14 protein-coding genes and 1 pseudogene are annotated in these 24,652 nt (G+C 48.0%); 3 read left to right on the top strand and 12 right to left on the bottom strand.

Going from position 1 to position 24,652, the window contains the following annotated elements:
* Positions 1–142: 142 nt before the first annotated feature.
* The 4 genes and pseudogenes from cysK to V2546_RS08925 all read right to left on the bottom strand — a co-directional run bounded on the left by cysK (position 143) and on the right by V2546_RS08925 (position 10,457).
* A complete protein-coding gene (cysK, locus tag V2546_RS08940; RefSeq protein ID WP_215703256.1) occupies positions 143–1,075 on the bottom strand; it encodes a cysteine synthase A in 933 nt (310 codons plus the stop codon).
* Between the two features lie 118 nt (positions 1,076–1,193).
* Positions 1,194–4,145 (bottom strand): leucine-rich repeat domain-containing protein, encoded by a 2,952-nt coding sequence (locus V2546_RS15710; protein WP_486463578.1) that lies wholly within the window; start codon positions 4,143–4,145, stop codon positions 1,194–1,196.
* 123 nt (positions 4,146–4,268) lie between these two features.
* Positions 4,269–7,497 (bottom strand): annotated as a pseudogene (locus V2546_RS15705) (S8 family serine peptidase); the annotation flags it as partial.
* A gap of 569 nt (positions 7,498–8,066) precedes the next feature.
* Positions 8,067–10,457, bottom strand: a complete 2,391-nt coding sequence (locus V2546_RS08925; RefSeq protein ID WP_329752106.1) for an Ig-like domain-containing protein — start codon at positions 10,455–10,457, stop codon at positions 8,067–8,069.
* Positions 10,458–10,712: 255 nt separating this feature from the next.
* Here V2546_RS08925 and V2546_RS08920 point away from each other — a divergent pair, with 255 nt between their 5' ends.
* Positions 10,713–11,144: an RrF2 family transcriptional regulator gene (locus V2546_RS08920; RefSeq protein WP_118530538.1), complete on the top strand. Its 432-nt coding sequence runs from the start codon at positions 10,713–10,715 to the stop codon at positions 11,142–11,144.
* A gap of 323 nt (positions 11,145–11,467) precedes the next feature.
* On the opposite strand, the gene V2546_RS08915 is transcribed toward V2546_RS08920, so the two are convergent.
* The 4 genes from V2546_RS08915 to V2546_RS08900 all read right to left on the bottom strand — a co-directional run bounded on the left by V2546_RS08915 (position 11,468) and on the right by V2546_RS08900 (position 16,771).
* Positions 11,468–12,886 carry an alanine/glycine:cation symporter family protein gene (locus V2546_RS08915; RefSeq protein WP_329752105.1) on the bottom strand — a complete coding sequence of 473 codons (1,419 nt, stop codon included), beginning with the start codon at positions 12,884–12,886 and terminating at the stop codon, positions 11,468–11,470.
* A 350-nt stretch (positions 12,887–13,236) separates the two neighbouring features.
* Positions 13,237–14,154, bottom strand: a complete 918-nt coding sequence (gene glsA, locus V2546_RS08910; protein ID WP_329752104.1) for a glutaminase A — start codon at positions 14,152–14,154, stop codon at positions 13,237–13,239.
* 107 nt (positions 14,155–14,261) lie between these two features.
* Positions 14,262–15,206 (bottom strand): LysR family transcriptional regulator, encoded by a 945-nt coding sequence (locus V2546_RS08905; RefSeq protein WP_117515799.1) that lies wholly within the window; start codon positions 15,204–15,206, stop codon positions 14,262–14,264.
* 287 nt (positions 15,207–15,493) lie between these two features.
* A complete protein-coding gene (locus V2546_RS08900; protein ID WP_329752103.1) occupies positions 15,494–16,771 on the bottom strand; it encodes an L-serine ammonia-lyase, iron-sulfur-dependent, subunit alpha in 1,278 nt (425 codons plus the stop codon).
* A gap of 216 nt (positions 16,772–16,987) precedes the next feature.
* On the opposite strand from V2546_RS08900, the gene V2546_RS08895 reads away from it, so the two are divergent.
* A complete protein-coding gene (locus V2546_RS08895; RefSeq protein ID WP_329752102.1) occupies positions 16,988–17,905 on the top strand; it encodes a LysR family transcriptional regulator in 918 nt (305 codons plus the stop codon).
* Here V2546_RS08895 and V2546_RS08890 read toward each other — a convergent pair.
* Entirely contained in the window at positions 17,841–19,115 is a 1,275-nt protein-coding gene (locus tag V2546_RS08890) for an MFS transporter (protein WP_329752101.1), read from the bottom strand. The two genes, V2546_RS08895 and V2546_RS08890, sit on opposite strands and share 65 nt — an antisense overlap.
* 393 nt (positions 19,116–19,508) lie before the next feature.
* Here V2546_RS08890 and V2546_RS08885 point away from each other — a divergent pair, with 393 nt between their 5' ends.
* A complete protein-coding gene (locus V2546_RS08885; protein WP_142412250.1) occupies positions 19,509–20,534 on the top strand; it encodes a branched-chain amino acid aminotransferase in 1,026 nt (341 codons plus the stop codon).
* 261 nt (positions 20,535–20,795) lie between these two features.
* Here V2546_RS08885 and V2546_RS08880 read toward each other — a convergent pair whose 3' ends face one another.
* From V2546_RS08880 to V2546_RS08870, 3 genes are all read right to left on the bottom strand, one after another.
* Positions 20,796–21,872: a DnaJ C-terminal domain-containing protein gene (locus V2546_RS08880; protein ID WP_329752100.1), complete on the bottom strand. Its 1,077-nt coding sequence runs from the start codon at positions 21,870–21,872 to the stop codon at positions 20,796–20,798.
* A gap of 183 nt (positions 21,873–22,055) precedes the next feature.
* Positions 22,056–22,778 carry a LytR/AlgR family response regulator transcription factor gene (locus V2546_RS08875; RefSeq protein ID WP_117503217.1) on the bottom strand — a complete coding sequence of 241 codons (723 nt, stop codon included), beginning with the start codon at positions 22,776–22,778 and terminating at the stop codon, positions 22,056–22,058.
* An 80-nt stretch (positions 22,779–22,858) separates the two neighbouring features.
* Positions 22,859–24,622, bottom strand: a complete 1,764-nt coding sequence (locus V2546_RS08870; protein ID WP_117503216.1) for a LytS/YhcK type 5TM receptor domain-containing protein — start codon at positions 24,620–24,622, stop codon at positions 22,859–22,861.
* Positions 24,623–24,652 lie beyond the last annotated feature (30 nt).

Here is a 24,652-nt window from a genome sequence, read left to right as displayed (position 1 = left end):
TCAAAAGTCAATAATAGTAATTATTACTATTTTATTTCTTTTTCACTTTATCCACACGGCAACGCAAAAGACTGCGGGATCGCGCGCCTTTTCGCATAATCCTGCAGTCTTTTCTTCATCCATGATACAATTTTTTAACGTACTAGTCCGCGAATAACGGTGTGGAAAGGTATCTGTCGCCGGTATCCGGAAGCAGTGCCACGATCGTCTTTCCTGCATTTTCCGGTCTCTTCGCAAGTTCGATTGCTGCCCATATCGCCGCACCGGAGGAAATTCCCACGAGGACTCCTTCCTTCTTTCCAACTAACTTTCCTGCCGCGAACGCGTCATCATTCTCTACTGCAATAACCTCATCATAGATCTTCGTGTCAAGAACATCCGGAACAAATCCGGCCCCGATTCCCTGGATCTTGTGGGATCCTGCCTTGCCCTGGCTCAATACCGGAGAGCTTGCCGGTTCCACCGCAACGACCTTCACATTCGGGTTCTGTTTCTTTAAATATCTTCCGGTTCCGGTGATGGTTCCGCCGGTGCCGACACCAGCGACAAAAATATCAACCTTGCCGTCCGTATCTTCCCAGATCTCCGGTCCGGTTGTTCTCTCATGAACTTCCGGATTCGCCGGGTTTACAAACTGTCCCGGAATAAAGCTTCCCGGAATCTCCTTTGCGAGCTCCTCCGCCTTTGCGATCGCGCCTTTCATTCCCTTTGCGCCCTCCGTGAGCACAAGTTCCGCGCCGTAGGCTTTCATAAGCTGGCGTCTCTCCACGCTCATGGTCTCAGGCATAACGATAATGATCCGGTAACCGCGGGCAGCCGCGACCGACGCAAGACCGATTCCTGTGTTTCCGGAAGTCGGCTCGATGATCGTAGAACCAGCCTTTAAGATTCCCTTCGCCTCAGCGTCATCGATCATCGCCTTCGCGATCCTGTCCTTTACCGATCCGGCCGGATTGAAATATTCCAGCTTCGCAATGATCTTCGCGTTAAGTCCCTCGGATTTTTCAATCTGTGTGAGCTCTAAGAGCGGAGTCTTTCCGATCAGCTGGTCTGCGGATGTATATATATTTGCCATGAGTTATTACCTACCTTTCATATATGTTAATAGGATTATATTGTAAATATACGGATTTGTCAATACTAAAAAGACTCCGCGCGCCATAAGTTTTATGGCTCACGAAGTCTTTCAATACTTAATGCACTGCCGGCATACCGTTCCATCGTCCATCAGAGGTCACTGCATAGCCATCCGGAGTCACTGTATTCTTCAAAAGTTTTCCCATATCCGGACCAAACTCTGTCTTAAAGTAATACCAGTTTTCTCCGATTTTCTGCCAGCCGGTCATCATCATGCCCTCTAAGGAATTTTGTTCTGTATTCAAATAAAATGTATTTCCTGACGCATCTGTCATCCAGCCTGTTGCCATTCTTCCATTTCCATCAAACCAGAACCATCCATACGGCATTGTCTGACCATTTGCAGATGCCGCAGGCAGATATACAAGTCTCCAGCCTCCAACACACTGATTACCGAACTGATCCAATAAGTTCCAGTATGGTGTTCCACTTTCTTTTCGCCACGTTCCTTCCATCACACCTGCAGGAAGGATGTATCCGTGTATCGTCTGCACTGCTCCGGTATATCCAGCTGGAACTGCCGATTTTGCACTTTGTCTGGAATAGCTGTTTCCTCTGCTGCCGGAATGTCCGCCGCCTCCAGTATTGCCTCCATTTCCGGGATCTGGTTTATCTGGCCCCGGATCATCTGTTCCTGGTTTGTCTGTTCCTGGTTTGTCTGTTCCTGGTTTGTCTGTTTCTGGTTTGTCTGTTTCTGGTTTGTCTGTTTCTGGATCCAATGTCAGCCTTGTTCCATCGCTTCTCAAAACATCATATGTCTTTGTCGGCTGAATGCTTTCAACATCTGTCCTGAGTGTTACTTTTCCTCCCTCATTATCTGCAAAAGCACTCTCTTCTACTCCTGACACAAGTTCTGGAAGAGTAATTTCACTCAGACGATTTCCAGCAAAGCTGTATTCCGGAAGTTCAAATGTCTCTTCCGCTCCTGCTACTCTCGCCGCAAATTCCAGAGTTTCCAGCTGATTGTTCATAAATGCTTCTTTTCCGATCTCTTCTGTCTTGCCTGTCAGAATAAGATTCTTCAGCTGGTTGTTCTTAAATGCGCGGTCACCGATATGTCCAGTGTATTTTCCAAGTTCCAGAGTTTTGATCTGATTATTTTCAAACGCACCAGTTCTCACCGCATGCATTAATTCAGGGAACTTCACAGAAGAAAGTTCGTTATCTTTAAATGCATACTCCTCAATGATCCTTAAACCTGCCTTGTTGATATCATTTAAATTCCAACCAAATTCCTGAAGTCCTGTTCCCATAAATGCACCGGCACCAACAGTCTCAACCTGATCCGGCAGAGTTACTTTATTAATTTTTTTACCGAAAAAGGCAAAATCGCCAATCTTTGTGATTGCTCCGCTGTTTCCAATTGAGTTCGGGATCTCTACATTCTCATCCGCGCCAACATACCGAAGAAGAACATGATCTTTTACAACGAAGCGACCATTTCCGGCCTTCTCTGCGGCTGTACTTCCTGCTTCCTGTCCATTGACTGTGAAGGAGATCGTATCGCCCTCTTTTATTGCCGGAAGTTCCAGATAAAAGTATCCTGCTTCATCTGCCACTGTTTTTCCGGTGTAGCCTCCTGCTGTCACCTGCACCTCAGCACCCGGAAGTACAAATCCAACAGTTTCCTTATCTCCTTCCAGAACCGGCATTCTGATCTGTGCTTCAAGAAGATAATAGTAAAAGTCAAGCGTATTTTTCTCTTTCAAAGTTAACGTCTGCGATTTGTCTTTACTTACATATACTTTTCCGTTATCTCTGAACGAAGGTGCATTTACTGTGACCGTCTGCCCGATCCTGTAGAAATCAGATGCCGGATAATTTCTTGTCATTCCATACGGATTTTCTGCTCCATACTTTAATCCGATTTTAATGACATCCTCCTTATCCTTAGCATTGATCATATTCAGTTCCACGACTGCCGGATTGATCAGATACTGTCCATCTTTTGATTCAAGCACGGAGTTTTCTCCTGTATACACCTTTGCATATTCAAACTGTACACTGGAGGTATTTCCGAATGCTCCATCTTCAATCTCTTCCAGAACATCCGCCTGTACTTCCACTGACTTATTTCCTGCAAACGCTCCTGTCCTGATTGTTAGAACTCCGGGCATTTCTACTTTAAGCGGGCTTCCTGCACTTTCAAATACGGATTTCTCTACAATATGAATGTTCTCCGGCAGACGTACTGTCAAAGAATCGTCATCCATACCTGTCTTCCACTGATATTTAAATGCCCCCTCTTCCAGAACATTCAGGCTATCCGGAAGATAGATTTTCTGAAGATTATTATTTTTAAAGGCATCCTTACCGATTTCTTCGATTCCCTCAGAAATTCGAACAGTACGGAGCCGCTTATCAGCATCCTTTCCGTCTCCTTTAAATGCCTCATTTCCGATTCTCTTCACCGGAACACCCTTAATCTCAGCTGGTACAACAACAGAAGTTTTCTCCCCCTTGTACTCTGTGATCGTCTGGGTTTCCGGATCAAATACAAACTCTTCTTCATCCGTCGGTTTAACATTTCCTGTATCCCCACCAGAGTTTCCTCCATCTACACTGGATTCTGGATTCTTCTCCGCATTTTTCGGATAATACCAGGATGCTTTCATCGCATAAGCTCCCGGAACAGAAAGTGCCGTTGTCTTTGTGAACGCCCCATCATAGACAAACGATCTTTCTTTCGCCTTATCTGAAGCTTTCACGTCGTAAAATACACCCATACAGGAAGCCAGTTCCTTTTCATACTGAACTGCAATATAAACCGGTTCATCCCTCTGGATCCAATATTCTGTCAGATCAATCTTATTCCATTCATTCGGAACAAGATTTTCATATTCTCTGAACGGTGCAAGTTCTCTTAAACGTCCCTGCTTATCATATCCAAGAACCCCAATCTCCACATGATCCCCACCATAATAATTATTATTAACGAGGAAAATATCAGCACTCTTTAGAATTCCTCCTTTATGCGGTGACTGGAACCATACAGCTGCGCCTTTCATTCCACTTGTAAAGTGTACAGTTTGATAGCTTCCTTCGGTTTCTTCCACTACAAAACCGTAATCCGCTTCTTCTTCGGCAAAGTCTCCGATTTCTTTTAAGCGTACTGGATCCACCTGATTTTCACCTTCAGTCAAGGTTACCTTCACTTCCTGCGGAATATAGCCTGTTTTAAACACACGAAGTGTACAGTTTCCGGCATATACACCATTTCCGGTATAGGATCCATTTTTATCCGTCTCAAAGAGCGGAATACTGTCATTTTCCAGGACGCGGACTTTTGCGTTTTCCAACGGATTTCCTGCTTCATCCTCAACAATACCATTAATGACTGCCTTTGGTGCTTCTTTGAGAACAAAGTCAATATTTGGATGCGGATCCTGATTCAGATCTACAGAGATCCTCTGAGTTTCAAACCCATATGCCGAAACTTCCAGTGTATATGGTTTCTCCACATTTACCGCATGATCCAGATGATAAGTTCCATCGATCTCACTGGCATATGTGTACTTTCCTGTCTCCAGTACTGTCACTTTTGCCTTCAGCGGAATTTCTGTCACTTCTCCCTGCACAGAGATATTTTCCTGTCCACCGAAAACAGCAGTTTTTTTTCTGATTGCATTTGATCTGGTTGCCGTATTATATTTTCTTACAGCATTTCCACCTGTTGCAATCAACTTTGACGCTTTGCTTCCTGAAAATTCTGAACGCGCTTTGCTCACAAAAATGTTGTCAATAAACCAGCCAAGATCGTAAGAAGAAACAAGATCTGTGCCTGTTGACACGCGGAATCTTACCTGTACAGTTTTGCCTGCATACTTTGACAGATTCTTTGAAAGTGTCTGCCATTCATGCTGCTGCTCTTTTTTCTGCACCTCTTCTCTTGTAAACAAAGTAAACCACTCATCCGTATCAGCTTCCCTGATTTCCACCGTCATGCGGTTGGAACCCACAATACTTTCCGTGGTAAGAGAATCAAAATAGAAATAATCCCCTTCAGAAACTTCAAATTCCGGCATAAGCAGGCAGGAATCCTGCTTTTTGGAAAGGAGTCCATTCGCTGTGGTTCCCCACATTCCGGAGCCGTTCTTTTCCAGGTTTTCCCATACCTGTTTTAGAATGAAATCCATGTATTCATCGTCCGGTCTTTCCGGATGGCTCCATTCCCAGTCATCTGCTTTCCCAGAAAGGATCTCGGAGGTAAATCCCCCGTCATTCTCATCAAACTCATATGATACAGATGTTTCATATGATGATACCTTCACTTTTATCTCATCTGACCATGGCCCTTCCTGCCCACCAAGGTCGACAGCCTGGACACGATACCAATATGTTTCTCCTGCCTCTGCGGTATCATCATACCAGAGGATCCGGTAGTGAGTTTTATCCACTCCGTTATTGATGAATTCTTCTTTTGCATCTTTGTCCAGCATTGCGACTTCTTCAAATTCGCTGTCTGCGCTTCTTCGCTCGATCCGGTAATTCTCTACATCCGGTTCTTCTACTTTTACAAAGCTTATGCAAAGTCCCTTCTGATCTACCACAGCTTTCAGTCCGGTAACTTTCTCCGGAATCTCACTTCCAGCGGTGTCAAGTTCCAGATTATCCAGATACCAGCCCACACCACTGTCCGCATCATGTCCAAAGAAATAAAATCTCAACAATAACGGTTTGGAATTTCCAGCATATTTAGAAAGGGAATATGTATTGTGCTCCCATTTCCGTTCCGTAATATCCGGTCGTTTTGTCAGATTATAGACAACTTCCCAGTCATCCTCATCTCCTGTATAAGATGCCTGGATCTCAGAAAGGCTGATTCCCGTAAATCCCACATACATATCTGCTGAGAGGAATACCGAATCCCCCTCGTTCATATCAGAAAGGTCAACCGGCGGAAGATATAAATAGCTGTCCACACGCTTTTCAAACGTACTCTGTCCGCCGTCAATTCCAATATATGTATTTCCATCATCCGGCATTTCCGGTTCAGCTGCTGACTCGCGATGGGATAACTTCCAGTTTCCTTCGATCAGAAATCCCTGCATATCTTCCTCAAAATCCTGTTTCCACGGAACTTTAATGCCGGGAAGAATCTGCATCGTCTTTTCGATTTTTGTGATATTATCCGCATAATCCGTAATCTCAGCTCTGAGATTCAATTCTCCTTCTTCCAGGATATCTGCGTCCAGAACTGCTCCATAGATTCCATCATTCTGTTCTCCGTCTGTCAGTTTCAGGGAAATTTCTATCTCATCACCGTCTTGTCCAATCTGATAATACAGGGCTGCCTTCTTAATAGAGACATCCTCTTTTACCTTTACAGACACTTCGACATCTCTTCCCAGATATCCAGAATCATCACCAATGAACTCTGCACTGCTGGCTCCTGTATCCGTACCCAGCTTCTTTACTGTTCCAGAAATAGAACCGATCGTCTTTCCCTTCAAACGTGCAACTGCATCATATGCATTGATCAGACCATATCCATACCCCATATTGGGTGTTTCCTGATATTTCCGATCTGTCAGCGGCTCTGCAGTCTCCGTGATCACATTTTTGATTTCCCGGACAGAAAGTCCCGGAGCAGCCTGTTTCAGAAGTGCAACTACACCAGTCACATGCGGTGTTGCCATACTTGTACCATTCCAGCTTACATAATTTCCTGTTGCATCCACACTTCTGACCTGTACGCCAGGTGCTACAATCTCCGGTTTAATAATTTTTCCTGTCTCATCAAACGCCGACGGTCCCACCAGGGAAAACTTTCCAAGATTCTTATTTCTGTCCACAGCACCTACAGAAAGTACCTCCAGAAGATTTCCCGGGTTTGCGATCGATCCAGGTGCCGGATCTCCAGAAGACTGGTTTCCGGCAGCAAATACCGGAACGATTCCTTCTTCGATCCATGCTTCTGTGATCTCAGAAAACCAGTCATCGTCATCATTGTCTCCCCCCCCAGGAGTTATTGATAACGTCCGGCTTTTGCTCCAGCATCCACTCTGCTGCTTCCAGAAGATTCGCGACTTCTCCGCCTTCATCATTCAGAGCCCTCGCACTGATATATTTGGCCCCGGGCGCTACACCGATCTGGTTCAGGTTGTCGCCTTCACGTCCGCAGATCGTTCCGGCTACATGCGTTCCATGATCGTTGACAGAAGATGCCTCCGGTTCCGGGAGATCGTCTATAAAATCCTTATAGTAGCGGTTATCGATCTTTCCCGTCGATTCATCATAACCTTTAAACGCCTTTTGAATTGCCGGAAGATTGTAATTAACACCGGTATCGATGATTCCTACGGTAACGCCTTCTCCATTGATATGGAAATCGTCCCACACTTTATCCGCGTGGACCATGGATACTCCCCATTCAATGTTCTTTTCATCCGGTTCAAAAATTGAATTCCGAACTGAATATGATGCCGTTTCAGGTTCTTCGTCATCTTCGACCGGCTCGACCAATTCAATTTTATTGTTCGGTGTGATCTTTTCCACATTCGGAAGTTCTGCGATCTGCTTTATCAATTCCTTCGATGTGATGACCGCATGAACCGCATTTACAATGTAATAGGATTGATACTCCGTCACAGACTGATCCTTTGTTTTCTGTTCCAGTAGTTCCAGTAGCTCCCTCTGTGCTTTGTTTGCCTTTTCCTTTCTGGAAAGCCCCGTACCATCATCGGAATATGTACACTTGATCAGTATATCATACGGTGCACTGCCCTTCAGCAGGCTTTCAATTTCTGACAGTACATACTCCGTTTTCTCGGAATCAGCTGCAGCTTTTTCCCCGTATGCACCATAAGCACTTCCGGAGAATCCCGGAAGTACTGTAGATGCAAGCATAGAAAGTACAAGTGCTTTGCACGTCAGGTCTTTTATCTTTTTTATCATAATAGCCCTCTTTTTTGTTATTGTTCCCTTACTTACGGCATCAGTACAACATGCAGTTCTGTCTCTGTATACCCTGTAAGTTTCAGATAGATCGTTGTCACATACCGTTCATTATCTGTTCCCGGCTTTTTCTGCCATTTTAACGTTCCCTCTGACTGATCTGTCGGGAGAAGAACCCGAAAACCATCTGCTGTTTTCTGTACACTCCAATATCCATACTTAGAAGAATCCGTCTCCTTGTCGATCGGTGACGGCACTGTAAAACGCTCTTCTCCTTCGCTCTGCATATCGATCTGAAGTTCATTTTTGATCTTGTCAAGTGTCAGTTCACTGTCATTGATATTGATCTTTATGCTGCTGTACTCATTGTATGGATAAATCGGATAACCATACTTCGGACCATCGTCTGTCTCCGGAATTTCAGCATTTAATGTTTTTGCTTCTGTTTCCTGCTTGTAGGATAAAGTAAGTGTGAATGCCTTTGCTCCAGGAACCTTTCCTGTCAGGGCAACAGAGCCATTTTCATCCAGCTGGTCTTTAACAGCAGAATATGGAATGTTGATATATGTACACATTTCACCATCCACACGCTCTTCTGTCACTTCAATTCCTGTAAGTTCCTGACCACCTGCATACAGCTTCAGAGCATCATAATCTGCTTTTTCAAGACCGATCACTTCTGCTTTTACTGTTGCACCAGTCTCGATATCTTCATATTCAGTCGGATAAGCATATACGGATTTGCTCGCTTTATAACTTACTGTAATATTCTTTGAAAGATCTCCTGCATTTACTTTCAGATATACCCACTCAGCTGAAGATAAGCTTCCGCTGTCTCTCTTTAAGATCTGCTGAGTAAACAGAGTAATCGTTCCATTCTCCTTATCGTAACGGTATTCCACTCCATCTGTATATTCTTTATCAGAATAATCACCGAGATATGTCACTGTCACTTTTTCCGGGAAATTCATATTTTTTAAAGTAATGACCGGATTTTCATCATAATAGTAATCCTGCTGATCCAGTGCCATGTCCGGAGTTTTCTTTTCCTCTACAATGACCTCAGCCTTTACTTCCGGCTTATCTCCTGTAACATTCTCCGGAAGTTCGTACTGTGCCTCAGCGTAATATGTACCTGCTGCCCATGTATTCACCTTCGAGGTCATCCAATCCTCAACGGTCACATCAACGCTTTTCTCATTACTCAGCAGCAATGTGATCGTATTTGGAAGCGCCTCTAAAATACCAGTTCGGCTTTCCCCATATTTTACAGTTACAGAGTCGATTGCTTTGTATCCCACTGCCGTGATGATCTCCGGCACCTCCGGCTTTTCTGCTACGATAATCGTGAGTGAAACTTCCGGTTTATCTCCCCTTACATCTTCCGGCAGGTCATATCTTCCATATATTTTTACTTCTCCCGGACAATATGTGTTCAGGTATGACGGCCATGTTACATCCACGTCTCTCGTTTCCCCGTTACTTAATTTCAGCGTGAGCTGCTTCGGAAGGCGTTCTAAGACCTGGCTCCAATCTTCACCATATTCCGCATTAACTTCCTTCAGATTTTCGTATCCCACTACTGTTATTTCTTCTGGGGTACCCGGCTGATCTGGGGTGTCTGGTTTGTCTGGAGTATCCGGTTTATCCGGGGTGTCTGGTTTGTCTGGAGTATCCGGTTTATCCGGGGTGTCTGGCTTGTCTGGGGTATCCGGTTTATCCGGAATTTCCGGCTGATCTGGGGTATCTGGCTTACTTGGAGTATCTGGCTGATCCGGGGTATCCGGTTTATCGGGAATCTCCGACTTGTCCGGGGTCGCATTGCTTCCCGTTTGTACTGGCCTAGTATCACTGTCATCGTCATCGCTGTCAGACCATCCGCTGTTGGAACGTCCAGAACTGCCGCTATATCTCGTTTTCACGGTGCTTGCCTTTACTGACTCCTCTTTTGTCTTAAATCCTTTATTTACAGAAACATGAATCTCTCCATTCTTATCGATCCACTGGCCATCCGCATTGACCAGGTATCCATCCGGTGTCTTTCCGCCCGTATAAAGACTGCCCTGACCGTTGGTGCCTGGTTCAAAATAGTAGCATCGTCCATCGATCCATTGCCAGCCAGTTACCATGCGGCCCTTAAACCCATCACTTAGATTATTCAAAAAATACCAATGTCCATCCGCCGTATGGAGCCATCCTGTTACCATCTCTCCAGTTGACGGATCAATATAATACCAGTCATTTCCGTTTTTGACCCATCCGGTCAGCAAGATCCCGGATGCATCATAATATTTCCACTTCTCATTCTCCTGTCGCCATCCGCCGACACCTGCTCCAGCACCCATTGCACTAAAGCTCGTTGTAAACAGGCTGGCTGCTGCAGCCACTGCACAAACAGATACTCGATTGATTTTCTTTTTCATATTGCCTCCTGATTATTTTTAGTTAGTTATGACTAAGTTAGTTATAACTAATCAAATTCTACACATATCTATGAAGTATGTCAATCTTTAAACTATTTATGGCACTTTTTCTCATTTTCTCTGCATATTGCACAACGGCGTTGTATTTATTCCCTTTTTTTCCCTTAAACCTTGTATTATAATAGGAATAATGTTAAACTTACATTACGATCAAAAATATTCAGCAACACGCAGCAGCATGGGAGGATACAGATTATGATGGTTTCAACAAAAGGCCGCTACGCTCTCCGCGTCCTGATCGATCTTGCGGAACACCAGACCGACGGCTATATTCCATTAAAAGATACAGCAGCAAGACAGGAAATCTCTGAAAAATACCTCGAGGGCATCATCAAGGTCCTCGTAAAAGCAAAACTCTTAGAGGGGGTCCGCGGTAAAGGCGGTGGATATCGCCTCACAAAAGCACCGGAACAGTACACAGTCGGCAGCATTCTTCGCCTCACTGAAAACTCCATGGCTCCGGTAGCCTGCTTAGAGCCCGGCAGCACCGACTGCCCCAGAATGGGAAGCTGCAAAACTCTCCCTCTCTGGCAGGGTCTTGACAAAGTCGTCAACGAATACTTAGACGGCGTCACCATCGCCGACCTCGTGCAGAATGGCCAGCCGGGGGACGATTATGTAATTTAGCCACCCCCCAGCTGCCGGTCTGCCTCCAGGCTCAGACGCATTATTTTCCGGGCATGGTTTCCTCTTAGCTCGTGGGAGAATGCGTTGGTGGACAGGCGGCACTTGTCTGAGCCGAAGGCGAGTTGTGCCGACTGACCACCGCCCTTAGCATTCTTCCGCAAGCTTAGAGGAACCGCCTGGGAAATACCCGGCGTCTGGGACTGGAGGCAGACCGGCAGCATACTCTCTCCAAACTCGTCGCTCCCATCCCAAAAACAAAGGACAGCCTTGCGGCTGCCCTTCATCCATTTCCATATCCAATTCCATTCCCGGAAATATCGTCCCTAATTCCAGAAGTCCACCTTCTCCTTCAGTTCAATATGCTCCGCCTTAAACACCGGATTCTTTCCGGCCTTTTTCTGCTCTGTATAATCCTCAAGACACCGCAGTACCGGCTTCAGGAGAATAACGATCACCGGCACATTGATCAGCGCCATGAAGCCCATCAGCACATCCGCTGTATCCCAGACAATACCAAGCTTCATCGTAGCGCCGACGCACACAACCACCGCAGCAACGATCCTCATGCCCCACTTTGCCCCATTAGATGGAGTCATGCCGCAAAGATACGCAAGCCCTGTCTCCGCATAATAGAAGTTTCCAAGCAGGGTCGTAAATGCAAACAGGAACAGGGAAACTGTAATAAACACAACACCAAACTTGCCGAGTGTGCTGTTCATAGCCGCCTGCACATAGGCCATTCCGGCCATATCCGCATCCGGCTCCACACCAGAGCAGAGCAACAGCATCGCAGTCGCTGTACAGATCATACAGGTATCAAGGAATACAGAAAGCACCTGAACAAGTCCCTGCTTTACCGGATGGGAAACACCCGCGGAACCAGCCGCACACGCAGCTGCACCAACACCGGCTTCGTTAGAGAAAAGACCTCTCTTGATACCAAGCATGACCGCAGACCCCGTAAATCCGCCGAAAATTGCTTTCACATCAAACGCGTTGCGGAAGATCTCTGCGAACACTCCTGGGAGAAGTGTGATATGGGTCACGATCACGAACATTGCAACCGCAATGTAGAAGAATCCCATAAATGGAACAACCTTCTCTGTAATCCCCGCGATCTGCTTTCCGCCGCCGCTGATGCATATAAAGAACAGGACCGCAAGCACAGCGCCGATGATCCACTTTGCAAGATTCTCATGCTCCGCATATCCCGGAACTACCCGGAGCGCATCCGCAATGTTAAAGGACGCAACCAGATTAAAGCCAACCATGTAGGTCAGGATCATAAATACTGCGAACAGGATCCCAAGCCAGTGCTTTCCGATCGCCTGATCGATATAGTAGGACGGGCCGCCATAGCATCCGCCGTCATCGGAACGGCGTTTGTAGATCTGAGCCAGAGTTCCCTCCACGAAAGCAGTGGACATTCCCAGAAGCGCTGTAAGCCACATCCAGAATAATGATCCGAGTCCGCCGAGACAAATCGCAGTAGATACGCCTGCGATATTTCCGGTTCCCACACGGGATGCCGTCGAAACCATAAGTGCCTGAAAAGACGAGATCGCCTTGTCATCCTCACTCGGTGCGAGAACGACCCGCAAGGATTCCTTTAAATAGCGGAACTGAACAAACTTTGTGCGGACCGTAAAGTAAATTCCGCCTGCAACAAGTAAAATGATCAGGATGTATGTGTAAAGATAATTACTGAGATTCCCGATCAGTGCCCCATACAAATCGTACATGTGTTGTTACCCCTCTTTTTTCTTTTTTGTTACCCCAAAATTTTACTGTAAGTTATCCGTATTTACAATCATTTTTTCAGAAAATTTTGCCAGGACCGCACATTTCATTATCCCCGAAGAAGAATGTGCCTCGACACATTCTCGTGCCGAGCGCGGTCGCTTGCGACAACCTACATCTTTGTGTGATCATCAGCCCAAACTTCTGCCTGATTTTCTCTCTTAATACCTCCCCTTCCTAATTTTTCTTTAAAGAAGAAAGTTTCCGTCTGCCCTTTTTCCTCTGGGTTCCCGTACCACTTTCATACTTTCATCGTAACCTGATGAACAGTTACCCTTCATCAAAAAACTGCTCAGTCCTTCTTCGCAAAAATATGCAATTTCATCTGTGAGGAAAGGAACTGCAGGATTTTTCTCCCAGCAATGCTGTTTCCCTTTGCGTCCAGGGACGGACCATAGATTCCGATTCCCATCTTCCCGTCAACAACAGACAGCAGTCCGCCACCGACACCGCTCTTCGACGGAATTCCCACGCGGACCGCAAATTCCCCGGACCCGTCATACATGCCGCAGGTCAGCATGATCGTCTTCACGACTCTCACCGTGTCAGAATTCAACAGCCGCTTTCCAGACGGATCCACTCCATCGTTTGCAAGCAGAAGTCCCAATCCCGCAAGGCTTTCCGCCGTCACGCTCAGCGAGCACATTTTCACATAGAAATCCAGCGCTTCCTCCACATTTCCATTGATCACGCCCTTGCTCTCTAAAAGGTAGGCGATGGCGCGGTTTCTCGCCACCGTCGACATCTCCGAGCAATAGACCTTCTCATCCAGAACGATCCCGTCATCCTGACAGAAACACCTCGCAAGCTCCAGCATCTCCCCAAACGATACCTTCGGCTCGATAAAGCTCGCCACCGCGATGGCACCGGAGTTGATCATCGGATTGTATGGATGACTGTTGGATCCCTCAAGCTTGATCAGGGAGTTGAACGCGTCCCCCGACGGCTCCATCCCCACATTCTCAAACACCATGTCAAACCCGCAGACCTCAAGTGCTACTGCAAGGCTGATAACCTTCGAAATACTCTGGATGCTGAACCGGTCCTTCGTATCCCCGCAAGAGAACCGGCTTCCATCCCGGCAGAAAATACTGATTCCAAGCTTATTCTTGTCCGCTCTTCCAAGCTCCGGAATATAGGTCGCAACCTCTCCCTCTTTGATGTATGGGCGTCCCGTTTCCAGTGCCTCATTGATCAGATCCTGAAACATAACTTTTGTTTACTCCTTTCCTCTATGACCTTCCACTCCTGCTGCCGCACTTTCCATACTTTGCAGGAAGCTCTTATCAGCACATTTTCCGTGCATTTTCTCTTATTTTAAACGTCCTGTCCCCTCTCAAGCCGCTCTCTTACTTCCTTCAAAAACTCTTCCCCAATCCCGGAGATCGGCACATCCGCAAGTGTCACATACCCGAATTCCAGCTTCACCTCGCACCCCGGAATCGGCACGGAAACTGCCCGGAAATCCGACAGCTGCTTGTCGAAGTCATGGATTCCGATGCTGTAAAAATCCGTCTGTGAGATCAGATTCATGAGCGTCGCACGCCCTGTCACATAAATCTCCTTCTTCTTTCCCGTACTTCCCCCATCCTCATTTGGTCCGAGGATATTGGAGAGAATATCGTCATACAGCCCCATATAGCGGATAAATCCGTAATTCGCAAGATTCTCCCTCGTCATCGGCTTCTTCTCCCGGACGAGCGGATGATCCTTTGAGATCACGATCTGCGGTTCCACATAAGAGAGGAACCGGTATGTAAGGCCTTTCGCCGCCGCCATCATCTGGATCTCCTCATGCCTCTGACTGTCGAAATGGAAAATTCCGATGTCGGCCCGACCGGAGACCACATCCTCGATGACATCCTCCAACTGCCCCTCATACAGGCGGTGGGTGAATTCCGGCTGATCCTGGTACCGTCGCACGATAGTGATAAAGCTCTCCATCACATGGGAAAACTTTGTCATGGACACCGCCAGGGGCTCTGTCTTCTCCATCTCCTTTAATGGCCGCAGATGCATTCCTTCCATTTCCTTTAAGATCCGCACTGACCGCTCCAAAAACTCATTTCCCTCGGGAGTCAGCGTCACGCCCTGACGGCTCCTGTTTAAGAGCGGCGCCCCAACGGTCTCCTCCAGGTCATGAATGATCTTTCCAAGATGGGACTGGGAAACATAGAGCATCTGGGCCGCCTTGTTGATGGAACCAAGTCTCGCCACCTTGATGAAGTATTCCAGATGTTTCAGATTGATATCATAGCTCATGTTCTTCCCTCCCTCATTTTTCTATCTCTCTTCCCGCGCATCGCTGCTGAAAAGAGTTTCTGAAAGCCGCACATTCCTGCGGCTTTTCTTGTATATAATGTATCATTTTTTGCTATATCTTTCTACTTCTTTGTTATTCTTTATCAAGCTAAGGTTATTTCCCGCAGAAAAAACCTTATACGTAATTATTCAGTACCTTCATAGTTACAAGCAAAAACGGAGTGCCGTCACCTGGACAACACTCCGAAACCATACTTTCATATCTTAATTCGCACGGGAGACATACCTCAGCTCCCGATCATAATGTTGATGATCTCATCATTCGTCTCCTTCATTCCCTCTTTTGCGAGACGTCCCACGTTGCGGATCGTCGCCTCGATCCCGGCCGTCACGATTCCGTCGCCGTCATCAAAGTTCTGACCACGCTTTGCCATATAGTAGCCGATGATCCCCGCGTCCACCGCCTCAGCGATCTTTGCCGCGCAGGACGCTTTCGCGCCGTCACAGACCATACCGGAAATAATGGCGACCGCATTGATCACGGTGTGGACCACCTCATCATAGGACGCTCCGGAGAGATACGCGATCCCTGCTCCGGAACCCGCGCCCGCGCTGACTGCGCCGCAGTAAGCGGATAGTCTTCCGATGGGCGTCTTCTGGTGGATCGTCGTGAGATCTGAGAGTGCCATCGCCCGGTACATGGTATCCTCATCGACTCCCAGCTCCGTTGCGTATACGATGACCGGAACAGAAGCCGTGATTCCTTGATTTCCACTGCCGGAGTTGATGATAACCGGAAGCTCACATCCGTTCATTCGTGCGTCAGATCCGGCTGCCGCCATGGCTCTCGCCCGTGTACGGACATCATTTCCATTCATATCAAGAAGAAGTGCGCCGATGTTGGATCCATACTTCCCACGCATTCCCTCTCTGGCGATTGCCATATTGTAGGTTTTCTGGCGCTCCAGAACCTCTCTGATATCATTCACATCCACTGTGTGGATAAAGTCCCAGATATGCTCCATATCGAGCAGTGAGCGGTCCGTAAGACCTTCCTCCTCCTCACCATTCACCGGGATATCCTTGAGAACTTCTCCGTTCTTTTCAATATGTACCACATTCGTGTGATAATTTGCGATACGGACCATGCTGGTATCTGTTCCGCGTGTCAGTGTCACAATAATATCAAAGGTGATGCCGTTATCAATATGTTCCACTTCCACCGGGATCGTCTGAAGGAATTCCTTCATCGCCGTGATCTGCTCTTTTGTGACAGACGCTATGACCTCAAGTTCCTTTTTCGGATCACCTGCAACGATTCCTGCCGCCGCCGCCGCCGGGATTCCCTTTAAATGATCCGTATTCGGGACGATCACGGATTTTACGTTCTTGATCATGCTGCCGCTGGCTCCTACCTTCACCTTCTCCGGGAGTCCGCCGAGCACTTCTCTCGCGACTGCCGCGCAGTAAGCGATGGCGATCGGCTCCGTACATCCCATCGCCGGCTTCAGCTCCTCTTCCAGAATACTCACATATGCCTGATATCTGATATCGCTTTTCTCCATTGTATCCGTCCTTTCTCCGTTCTTTTCTGCCGATCGGATCACTTTTTCCGCCCGCCATTCATGACTCCGAGTCTCACATCCTGAAAATTCGCATTCTATCCTGCTATTTTCTTGCAATTTCTATATCCTTAGCGTATCATAAGAAGTACTGAAAGTAAAATTGAACGTTTTAAACAGATCGTTTATAAATTTTTATAGAGAAGAAAGGAATCCGCCATGGAACTTCGAGAGATCCGCACGTTTCTACAGATCGCGCAAAAGCAAAGTTTTTCAAAAGCCGCCGAGGCGTTAGGCTATTCCCAGGCCGCCGTCACGGTCCAGATCAAACAGTTGGAGGAGGAACTCGGCATCCATCTCTTTGACCGCCTCGGAAAAAAGACGGTCCTGACTCATCACGGGGAGATCTTTTACCGCTATGCCGTGACGATCCTTGGCACCGTCGCCGACGCGAAAAAAGCGGTTTCCGCCTCCACAGAGCTCTCCGGTGACCTCACCATCGGAACCATTGAATCCATCTGTGAATCCATCTTTCCGGATCTTTTAAAGAAATTCCATCAGCTTTACCCGAACGTCTCCGTGAGCATCGTTCTGGACTCCCCGGATGTTCTTTTGGACCGCATGAACAAGAACTCTATCGATCTGGTCTATCTCCTCGACCAGCCCATTGACGACAAGCGTTTTATAAAAGTTCTGGAAGCGCCGGAAAATATCTCCTTTGTCTCTTCCTCCGTCCACACGCTGGCAAAAAACGATTCCACAGACCTTGCCTCGGTCATCAGCCACCCGTTCCTCCTGACCGAAAAAAATGCCAGCTACCGGTTCGTTCTTGACCGGTATCTGGCATCTCTCGGAAAGGAGATCAAGCCTTTCCTGGAAATTGGAAACACAGAATTCATTATTAATATGTTGAAGCAGAACGCCGGGATCTCATTTCTCCCGGAGTTTGTCGTAAGGCATGAAGTGGAATCCGGTATTCTCTCGATCCTGCCGGTAAAGGATTTCCACATGGAGCTCTACCGTCAGGTCCTCTATCACAAAGACAAATGGCACACCGGTGAAATGGACGCCTTTATCGAGCTTGCGAAGGAGACGTTTCAGACTTCATCCGTTTCAGACGAGTTCCCTCAAGCATAATGAGGAAGGTTAACATAACAAGCATCGCAGCGCTCACCCCGATAGTCAGCCTGTAATCCCCTGTTATGTCATAGAATGTTCCAAACCACATGTTGAACGGGGCGCCAAGAAGCGTTCCCACCATAGTGGAGTAAGCGTACGCCGTGCTGTATGTCTCGCCCTTCCAGAAGATCCTGCAGAATAACGGCATCATGACCGAGGAAAGCGGCAATGTCACGCCGAAGAACAGGGAACCTGCCATCACAGTCTTCGGGGAACCTATGAACAGCAGCACATGACCAAAGAACGCCAGCGCAATGGAAAATTCGAAGGTCTTTATGATTCCAAGGCTGTCACTGACCTTTCCGAGGATCAGTTTGCTGGACATGTTTCCGAGAAGGGAGATGCTCGTCATCATGGCCGCTGCCTGCAGCGTAAGGCCGGCTGCGATCCCACAGGGCGTCAGGAAGGAATTCAGGTACGCGCATGACACACTGGTCCAGTATGCACCCACGGCAATATAAAATTCCGGCTGACGCAGCAATTCTTTTAACGTAATCCCGTTTTCCCCGGATGCGGGCGCTGATGCGTCTGATACAGCCCTTCGCTCCACATCCTTTGCCCCGTAAGGCAGAAGTCCCATCTCTTCCGGCTTGCAGCGGAGAACGAACAGGGAGATCGGGAGGACCAGCGCGATACTGACGATTCCAACCGCCACATAGCTCACCCTCCATCCGAATGCCGGGATCGCCATTCCAAGAAAGCTGCTGCCGATCATGCCGACGAGACCGGAGAACGCCGCGGAGATTCCCACCGCCGTTCCGGTCTTTTTCTTAAACCAGTTTCCAAGAATGATCGGCGCCGGGATCATGCAGACGAAGGACGAGGCAATTCCCTGAATGATGCCTGTCAAATGCCACTGCCACAGTTCATGGAAGGTACCCATGAGGGCCGCGCAGCCTCCGTATATGACAGCTGCAATGCTGATCACGATCCGCACATCATGTTTCCGAAAGCTTGTCGCCACAAATGGCAGCGCCAAAGCAGAACTGATGCAGTAGAGCATCCGGTACATCGTAAGTTTTCCCAGCTCAAATCCCAGCTCTTTGCAGATCGGGGAGTAAAAGACACCGGCACAGTTGTTGATGAGTCCCAGAGTCGCCCCCTGCAGGATGCAGCAGCCCGCAAGGATGAACCAGGCGTAGTGCAGTCTGTTTTTCTTTTGTTCCATTGTTATTTCTGCCTTTCCCCAGCTTTTTTCTTTTCCGCATATCGCCGGTATCCGGCTGTCCGCCCCGAAAACTTCCGGCCACATATCCACCCGGTTCCATCTCCGTCACTCACTCTTATGGCAGGCGTCTGGCCTCTGCGGGTATGCTGAATAAATCTGCGGAATATTCTTTATTCCTTAAGGTTATATTGTAGCATTATTTCTCCCATTTTCCCATATTTTTTTCATCTTTTTGCCATAAAGAACTTGCAGGATAAATCTTAAATACTTATAATAGAAAACACGGTAACTGTACATTGCATCGAAACAGTACCGCAGTAAAAAGACATTACCGCCTGACCCCGGCGGCAAAAAATACAATGCCGGTCTGACGGCAGAATGGAGGAATTTCCAATGGCAAAGAAAGAGATCGACTGGTCCAATATCGGATTCGGTTACATCAAAACTGATTACAGATATGTATCCAACTTCAAAGATGGTTCCTGGGATGAGGGGACTCTTACAACTGATGATATGATCACCTTAAACGAGTGTGCATGCGTATTCCAGTATGCGCAGACCTGCTTCGAGGGCTTAAAGGCATACACAACGGAGGACGGTCACATCGTAACCTTCCGCCCGGACTTAAACGCTGAGCGTATGATGAACTCCGCAGCAAGACTTGAAATGCCGCAGTTCCCGAAGGAGCGCTTCATTGACGCGATCACAAAGCTGGTTGCAGCAAACGCTGATTTCGTTCCTCCGTATGGTTCCGGCGCAACTCTTTACATCCGTCCGTATATGTTCGGTACAAACCCGGTTATCGGTGTGAAACCGGCAACCGAGTACCAGTTCCGCGCGTTCTGTACACCGGTCGGCCCGTACTTCAAGGGCGGCGCTAAGCCGATCACAATCCGTGTCACAGACTTCGACCGCGCAGCACCTCACGGAACAGGCCACGTAAAGGCCGGCTTAAACTACGCAATGAGCTTACATGCCATCGTTGATGCTCACAAACAGGGCTATGATGAGAACATGTATCTCGACGCTGCTACAAGAACATATGTTGAGGAGACAGGCGGAGCAAACTTCATCTTCGTTACAAAAGACGGCACAGTCGTAACACCGAAGTCCGACTCTATCCTTCCGTCCATCACACGCCGCTCCATCCTCTACGTTGCTGAGCATTACCTCGGTTTAAAGACAGAGGAGCGTCCGGTTCCGTTTACAGAAGTAAAAGATTTCGCTGAGTGCGGTCTCTGCGGTACCGCAGCTGTTATCTCCCCGGTCGGCAAGATCGTAGACCACGGCAACGAGATCTGCTTCCCGAGCGGAATGGAGAAGATGGGTCCGGTGATCCAGAAACTCTACGACACATTAACAGGCATCCAGATGGGCCACATCGAGGCACCGGAAGGCTGGATCCATGTGATCAAATAATTAACCGTGTGAATTGTATCAGAGCAGGATTCCATTTTGGGAGTCCTGCTCTTTTTTCTTTAGCAATGATTCGCATGGGAAGAGAATTCCATTTAAGCGATAATACTATTCTGGAACAAATATGTAAAAATTTTGATCTGGATCAGATCACTGCGAGAGAATACATTGCTTCTTTTGGGAAATAATTATCCATATTCATCAAAAAGATCCGGGAAACCATCACATGATGAAATCCCGGATCTCTCTTTAATTTTTCTTTATTTATGCCGCATGGAATCTTCCATCCCGCCTGCAGATCTCCTCAAACTCCTTAAGCTTCTGCTTTGCCTCCGGACTTAAGTCATCTGGAACCTGAATCCTTACGACGGCGTACTGGTCGCCGTGGAGTGACGGGTCTTTTAAGGAAACGATACCTTTGCCGCGGAGACGGATCTTTGTGCCGGAGTGGGTTCCGGCTTTGATCTTGCAGACCACATCTCCATATAACGTGTGGACAAGAGTCTCACCGCCGAAGACGGCCGTAGTGAACGGAACTTCCACATCGCTGTAGACGTCCATGCCTTTTCTCGTCCAGCCCGCCTTTTCGCCGACTGTGATCTTGAGAAGCAGGTCGCCCGCGGCACCACCGCCGGTTCCCGGCATTCCTTTGCCTGCAAGCCGGATGCTCTTTCCGGTCTCGATGCCTGCCGGGATCTTTACCTTCAGGGTCTGCGGTCTGCTGCCAGGCTGGTTCGGGTTCTGGATCGTGATGGTCTTTTCGCAGCCATGAACGGCCTCATCGAAGGTTATCTGGACCTCCGCATTTAAGTCGTTGCCGCGGTCAGAAAATCCAGAACCGGAAAATCCATTTCCGCCGCCAAAGCCATGGAAGCCGGAACCGCCAAAGCCAGCGCTGCCAGCTCTTCCTTTGCCGCCAAACATATTTCCAAACAGATCACCGAAGATATCATCCCCGTCACCGCCCTCAAAATGGAATTCATGATACGTTCCATCTCCGGAACGGAAGGATCCGGACCGGTATGCTCTGCCGGCACCGTTTCCGAAGCCGCCGAATCCGCCAAAACCACCGGCACCTGCTCCGGCGCCCTGTCCGTAACCTGCCGTCTCATCAAAAGCAGCATGTCCAAACTGGTCATAAAGCTTCTTCTTCTTCGGATCACTCAAAACGTCGTAAGCCTCATTTACATCCTTAAACATCTGCTCCGCCGTCTTATCGCCAGGATTGGAGTCCGGATGATACTTCTTTGCCAATTTTCTATATGCACGTTTAATTGCCGCAGCATCCGCATCTCTCGAGATGCCCAGCACATCATAATAATCTCTCTTTGTCGATGACATATTCACCACCTCGCTGTTCTACTTGTAATGTAACATATCTAATTTTCAATGTCAAGGGAGGTATGTGAATTTTTTGTGATATTTAAAGATCCCGCCGAAACCTTCCTCTGTACAATATCTGTACGTCCTGGCTTTTGGCGGGATCTTTATTTTTCAATATTTGCTTTACTGTTCTGATTATTCCTACTTTTCAAAAATCTGCCGGAATTCCTTTACCTGGGTCCGACCGATGGGCAATGCCTCAGCATCATAGTACTTCATCTTCACACAATATCCGTTATTGTAGCTCACCTGCATCTCCTTCACATAATCCAGATTGATCAGGTAGCTCTTGTGGATCCGGAAGAACCGGCTCTTTTTCAGGTGGGTCTCATAATTGTTCAATGACTCGTTCTGCAGATAGAAGGATCCGTCCTTCATATGGATCTTGCAGGAACGCTTTTCCGTCTCGATGAACACGATATCCGCCACGTCAACAACCTGAAAGCTGGAGCCCACGTTCACCATGATCTTCCCGATTTCATATCCGGGACCGGCGGCCTTTTCCTTTATGTGTTCATGGACCCGCTCCATCGCCCGTTTGACGCGCTCATAGTCAAAGGGTTTTAAGAGATAATCCACCGCCCCGATCTCAAAGGCCTTTACCGCGTATTCCTGGAACGCAGTGGCAAAGATGATCAGCGTGTCCGGCTGCTTTCTCTTTATCATGGATGCAAGCGTAGTGCCGTTCATTCCACCCAGATTAATATCCACAAAACACACATCAAAGGTCTCATTTTCCAGCATTGCAAGAAATTCTTCGCTTCCGTCGGCCTCCGCGATCTCCGCCTCCGGCTCACACTGTTCCACCAGATATTTAAGTTCGCTTCTTGCCGGGCGCTCATCGTCAACTACTGCTATTCTCATACCTCATGCCTCCCATGTTCTGTCAAAAACGCCGCTGTTCCAAACAGCAGGCTGCTGTCATCTGTTCTTTCAGAAGATCGTCAGCCTGGCGTTTTCTCCTGCTGCGCGCTTCCAGCCGCGCTGTCCGGAATGTTCATCCGCACGTCCGTCCCTTCTTCACTTGTCACGATCTGGAGTCCGTAGGACTTTCCGTATAAGGAGATCAGTCTCTGCTGCACGTTCATCATTCCGATTCCTGTGTGTTCCACTTTTTCCCCGCCGTACAGGCTCTGGACGATCCGGTAGTCCATTCCCGGTCCGTTGTCGATCACGTCGATCCTCGTGGACCGTTCCTCCCGTTTTACGTTTACGATGACCTTTCCGACTCCTTTTTCCCTCTGCATTGCCCCGTGATGGACCGCATTCTCCACGATGGGCTGTAAGATCAGGTTCGGCACGCAGCTTCGCAGCGCCTCCGGATCCGCATTGATCTCGATCGAGAGACGTTTTTCAAACCGCGCCTCCTCAAGCATCGTATAGGCTTTTACATGCTCAAGTTCCGTGTCAAGAGTTACCATATAATCGGTATCCTCCAGCATGCTGCGGAAATAGGAGCTCAGTGCCAGCAAGAGCTCCCTCGCCTTCTCCGGCTTTTCCCGGCAGAAGTAGGAGATCGTATTTAAAGAATTGAACAGGAAGTGCGGATTGATCTGGGACTGCAGGGTCCGAAGCTCCGCTTTTCTCAGCTCTTCCTTCTGTTTCTCCATCTCCGAGAGCTTGATCTGCATCGCGAAGTGATTCGCCAGTCCCGTGACAAATTCAATATCCGCCCGATAGGAATAGGCATTTTTCTTCACCAGCATCACAAGCGCCAGAACCTTTCCCTCATCGAGGAGGATCGGTGCAGAGATGATCACATTCTCCTTATAAAGAGGATAAAATCCGTCCTCCGGTAAAGGCACGCGGCTGATCCTCGTTGTCTTGAAGGTCTTTGTTGCAGATAAAAGTCTCGGATAATTGTTCTCTGTGAGAACGATACTGGAAAATGCCCCGCTCCTTGCCAAAAATTTCATGTCATCGATCAGTGCCGCGCCCTGACAGTGGTACTCTTCCATAATAATGTCGATGATCTTTCCCGCCGTCTTCCGGTCCTTCTCCACAGAGCCAAGATACGGGGTACACCGCTCGGCGGTTCTCATTGCGAGGGAGACCTTGGACGCAACCTTCAAGTCCTCCGTGTTGAAGATCGATTTAAAAACATTAAAGAAGATCACCATGCCGACGGAATTGATGATCACCATCGGAACGATCACGATCTTTACGATCTCAACGGCCGCATCAAACGGTCGGGTGAGCAGCAGGATCAGAACAATATGGATCATCTCGGAAATGAACGTGACTCCAAGCAGAAATGTATTCGAGTACTGGCGGTTTTCCTTCTTCTTCCAGCCGATAAAGGAACCGATGATCCCGTGGATGATTGCGGAGAGCACACAGGCCACCGTGGAGATCCGCTCAGGGAAGATCAGATACCGGTGAGCCGCCGCAATCGCTGTCGTGATAAAGCCGGAGACAGGACCGCCCAGAAATCCGGCGGACAGGACACCGATCACCCGGGCATTCGGCAGCGCCCCTGTCACCTGAATCCCAATGTAATCAGAGATGATGCAGAAGACGCCGAAGATTACACCGAGAAGCACCTTTTCCCAGAGCCTCTGCCAGACGCTCTCTCCTCTTCCTTCCTCACTTCCGCCCTCTTCATTTAATAGAAGTCTCTGGACAAAGTCCATCTTCGTCATCATGAAGGCGAGCACTACCAATAGGCAGATGTTAAAGCAGATACTGTAAATAACATCAAGCAGCATGTTGTTTCCTCCTGTCTCTGACGATCCCTG

The sequence above is a fragment of the Clostridium sp. CM74B_53 genome, from assembly GCF_036318045.1.
In the GTDB taxonomy this organism is placed as follows: Bacteria; Bacillota; Clostridia; order Lachnospirales; family Lachnospiraceae; genus Pilosibacter.
This window is presented reverse-complemented; position numbering and strand designations above follow the sequence as displayed.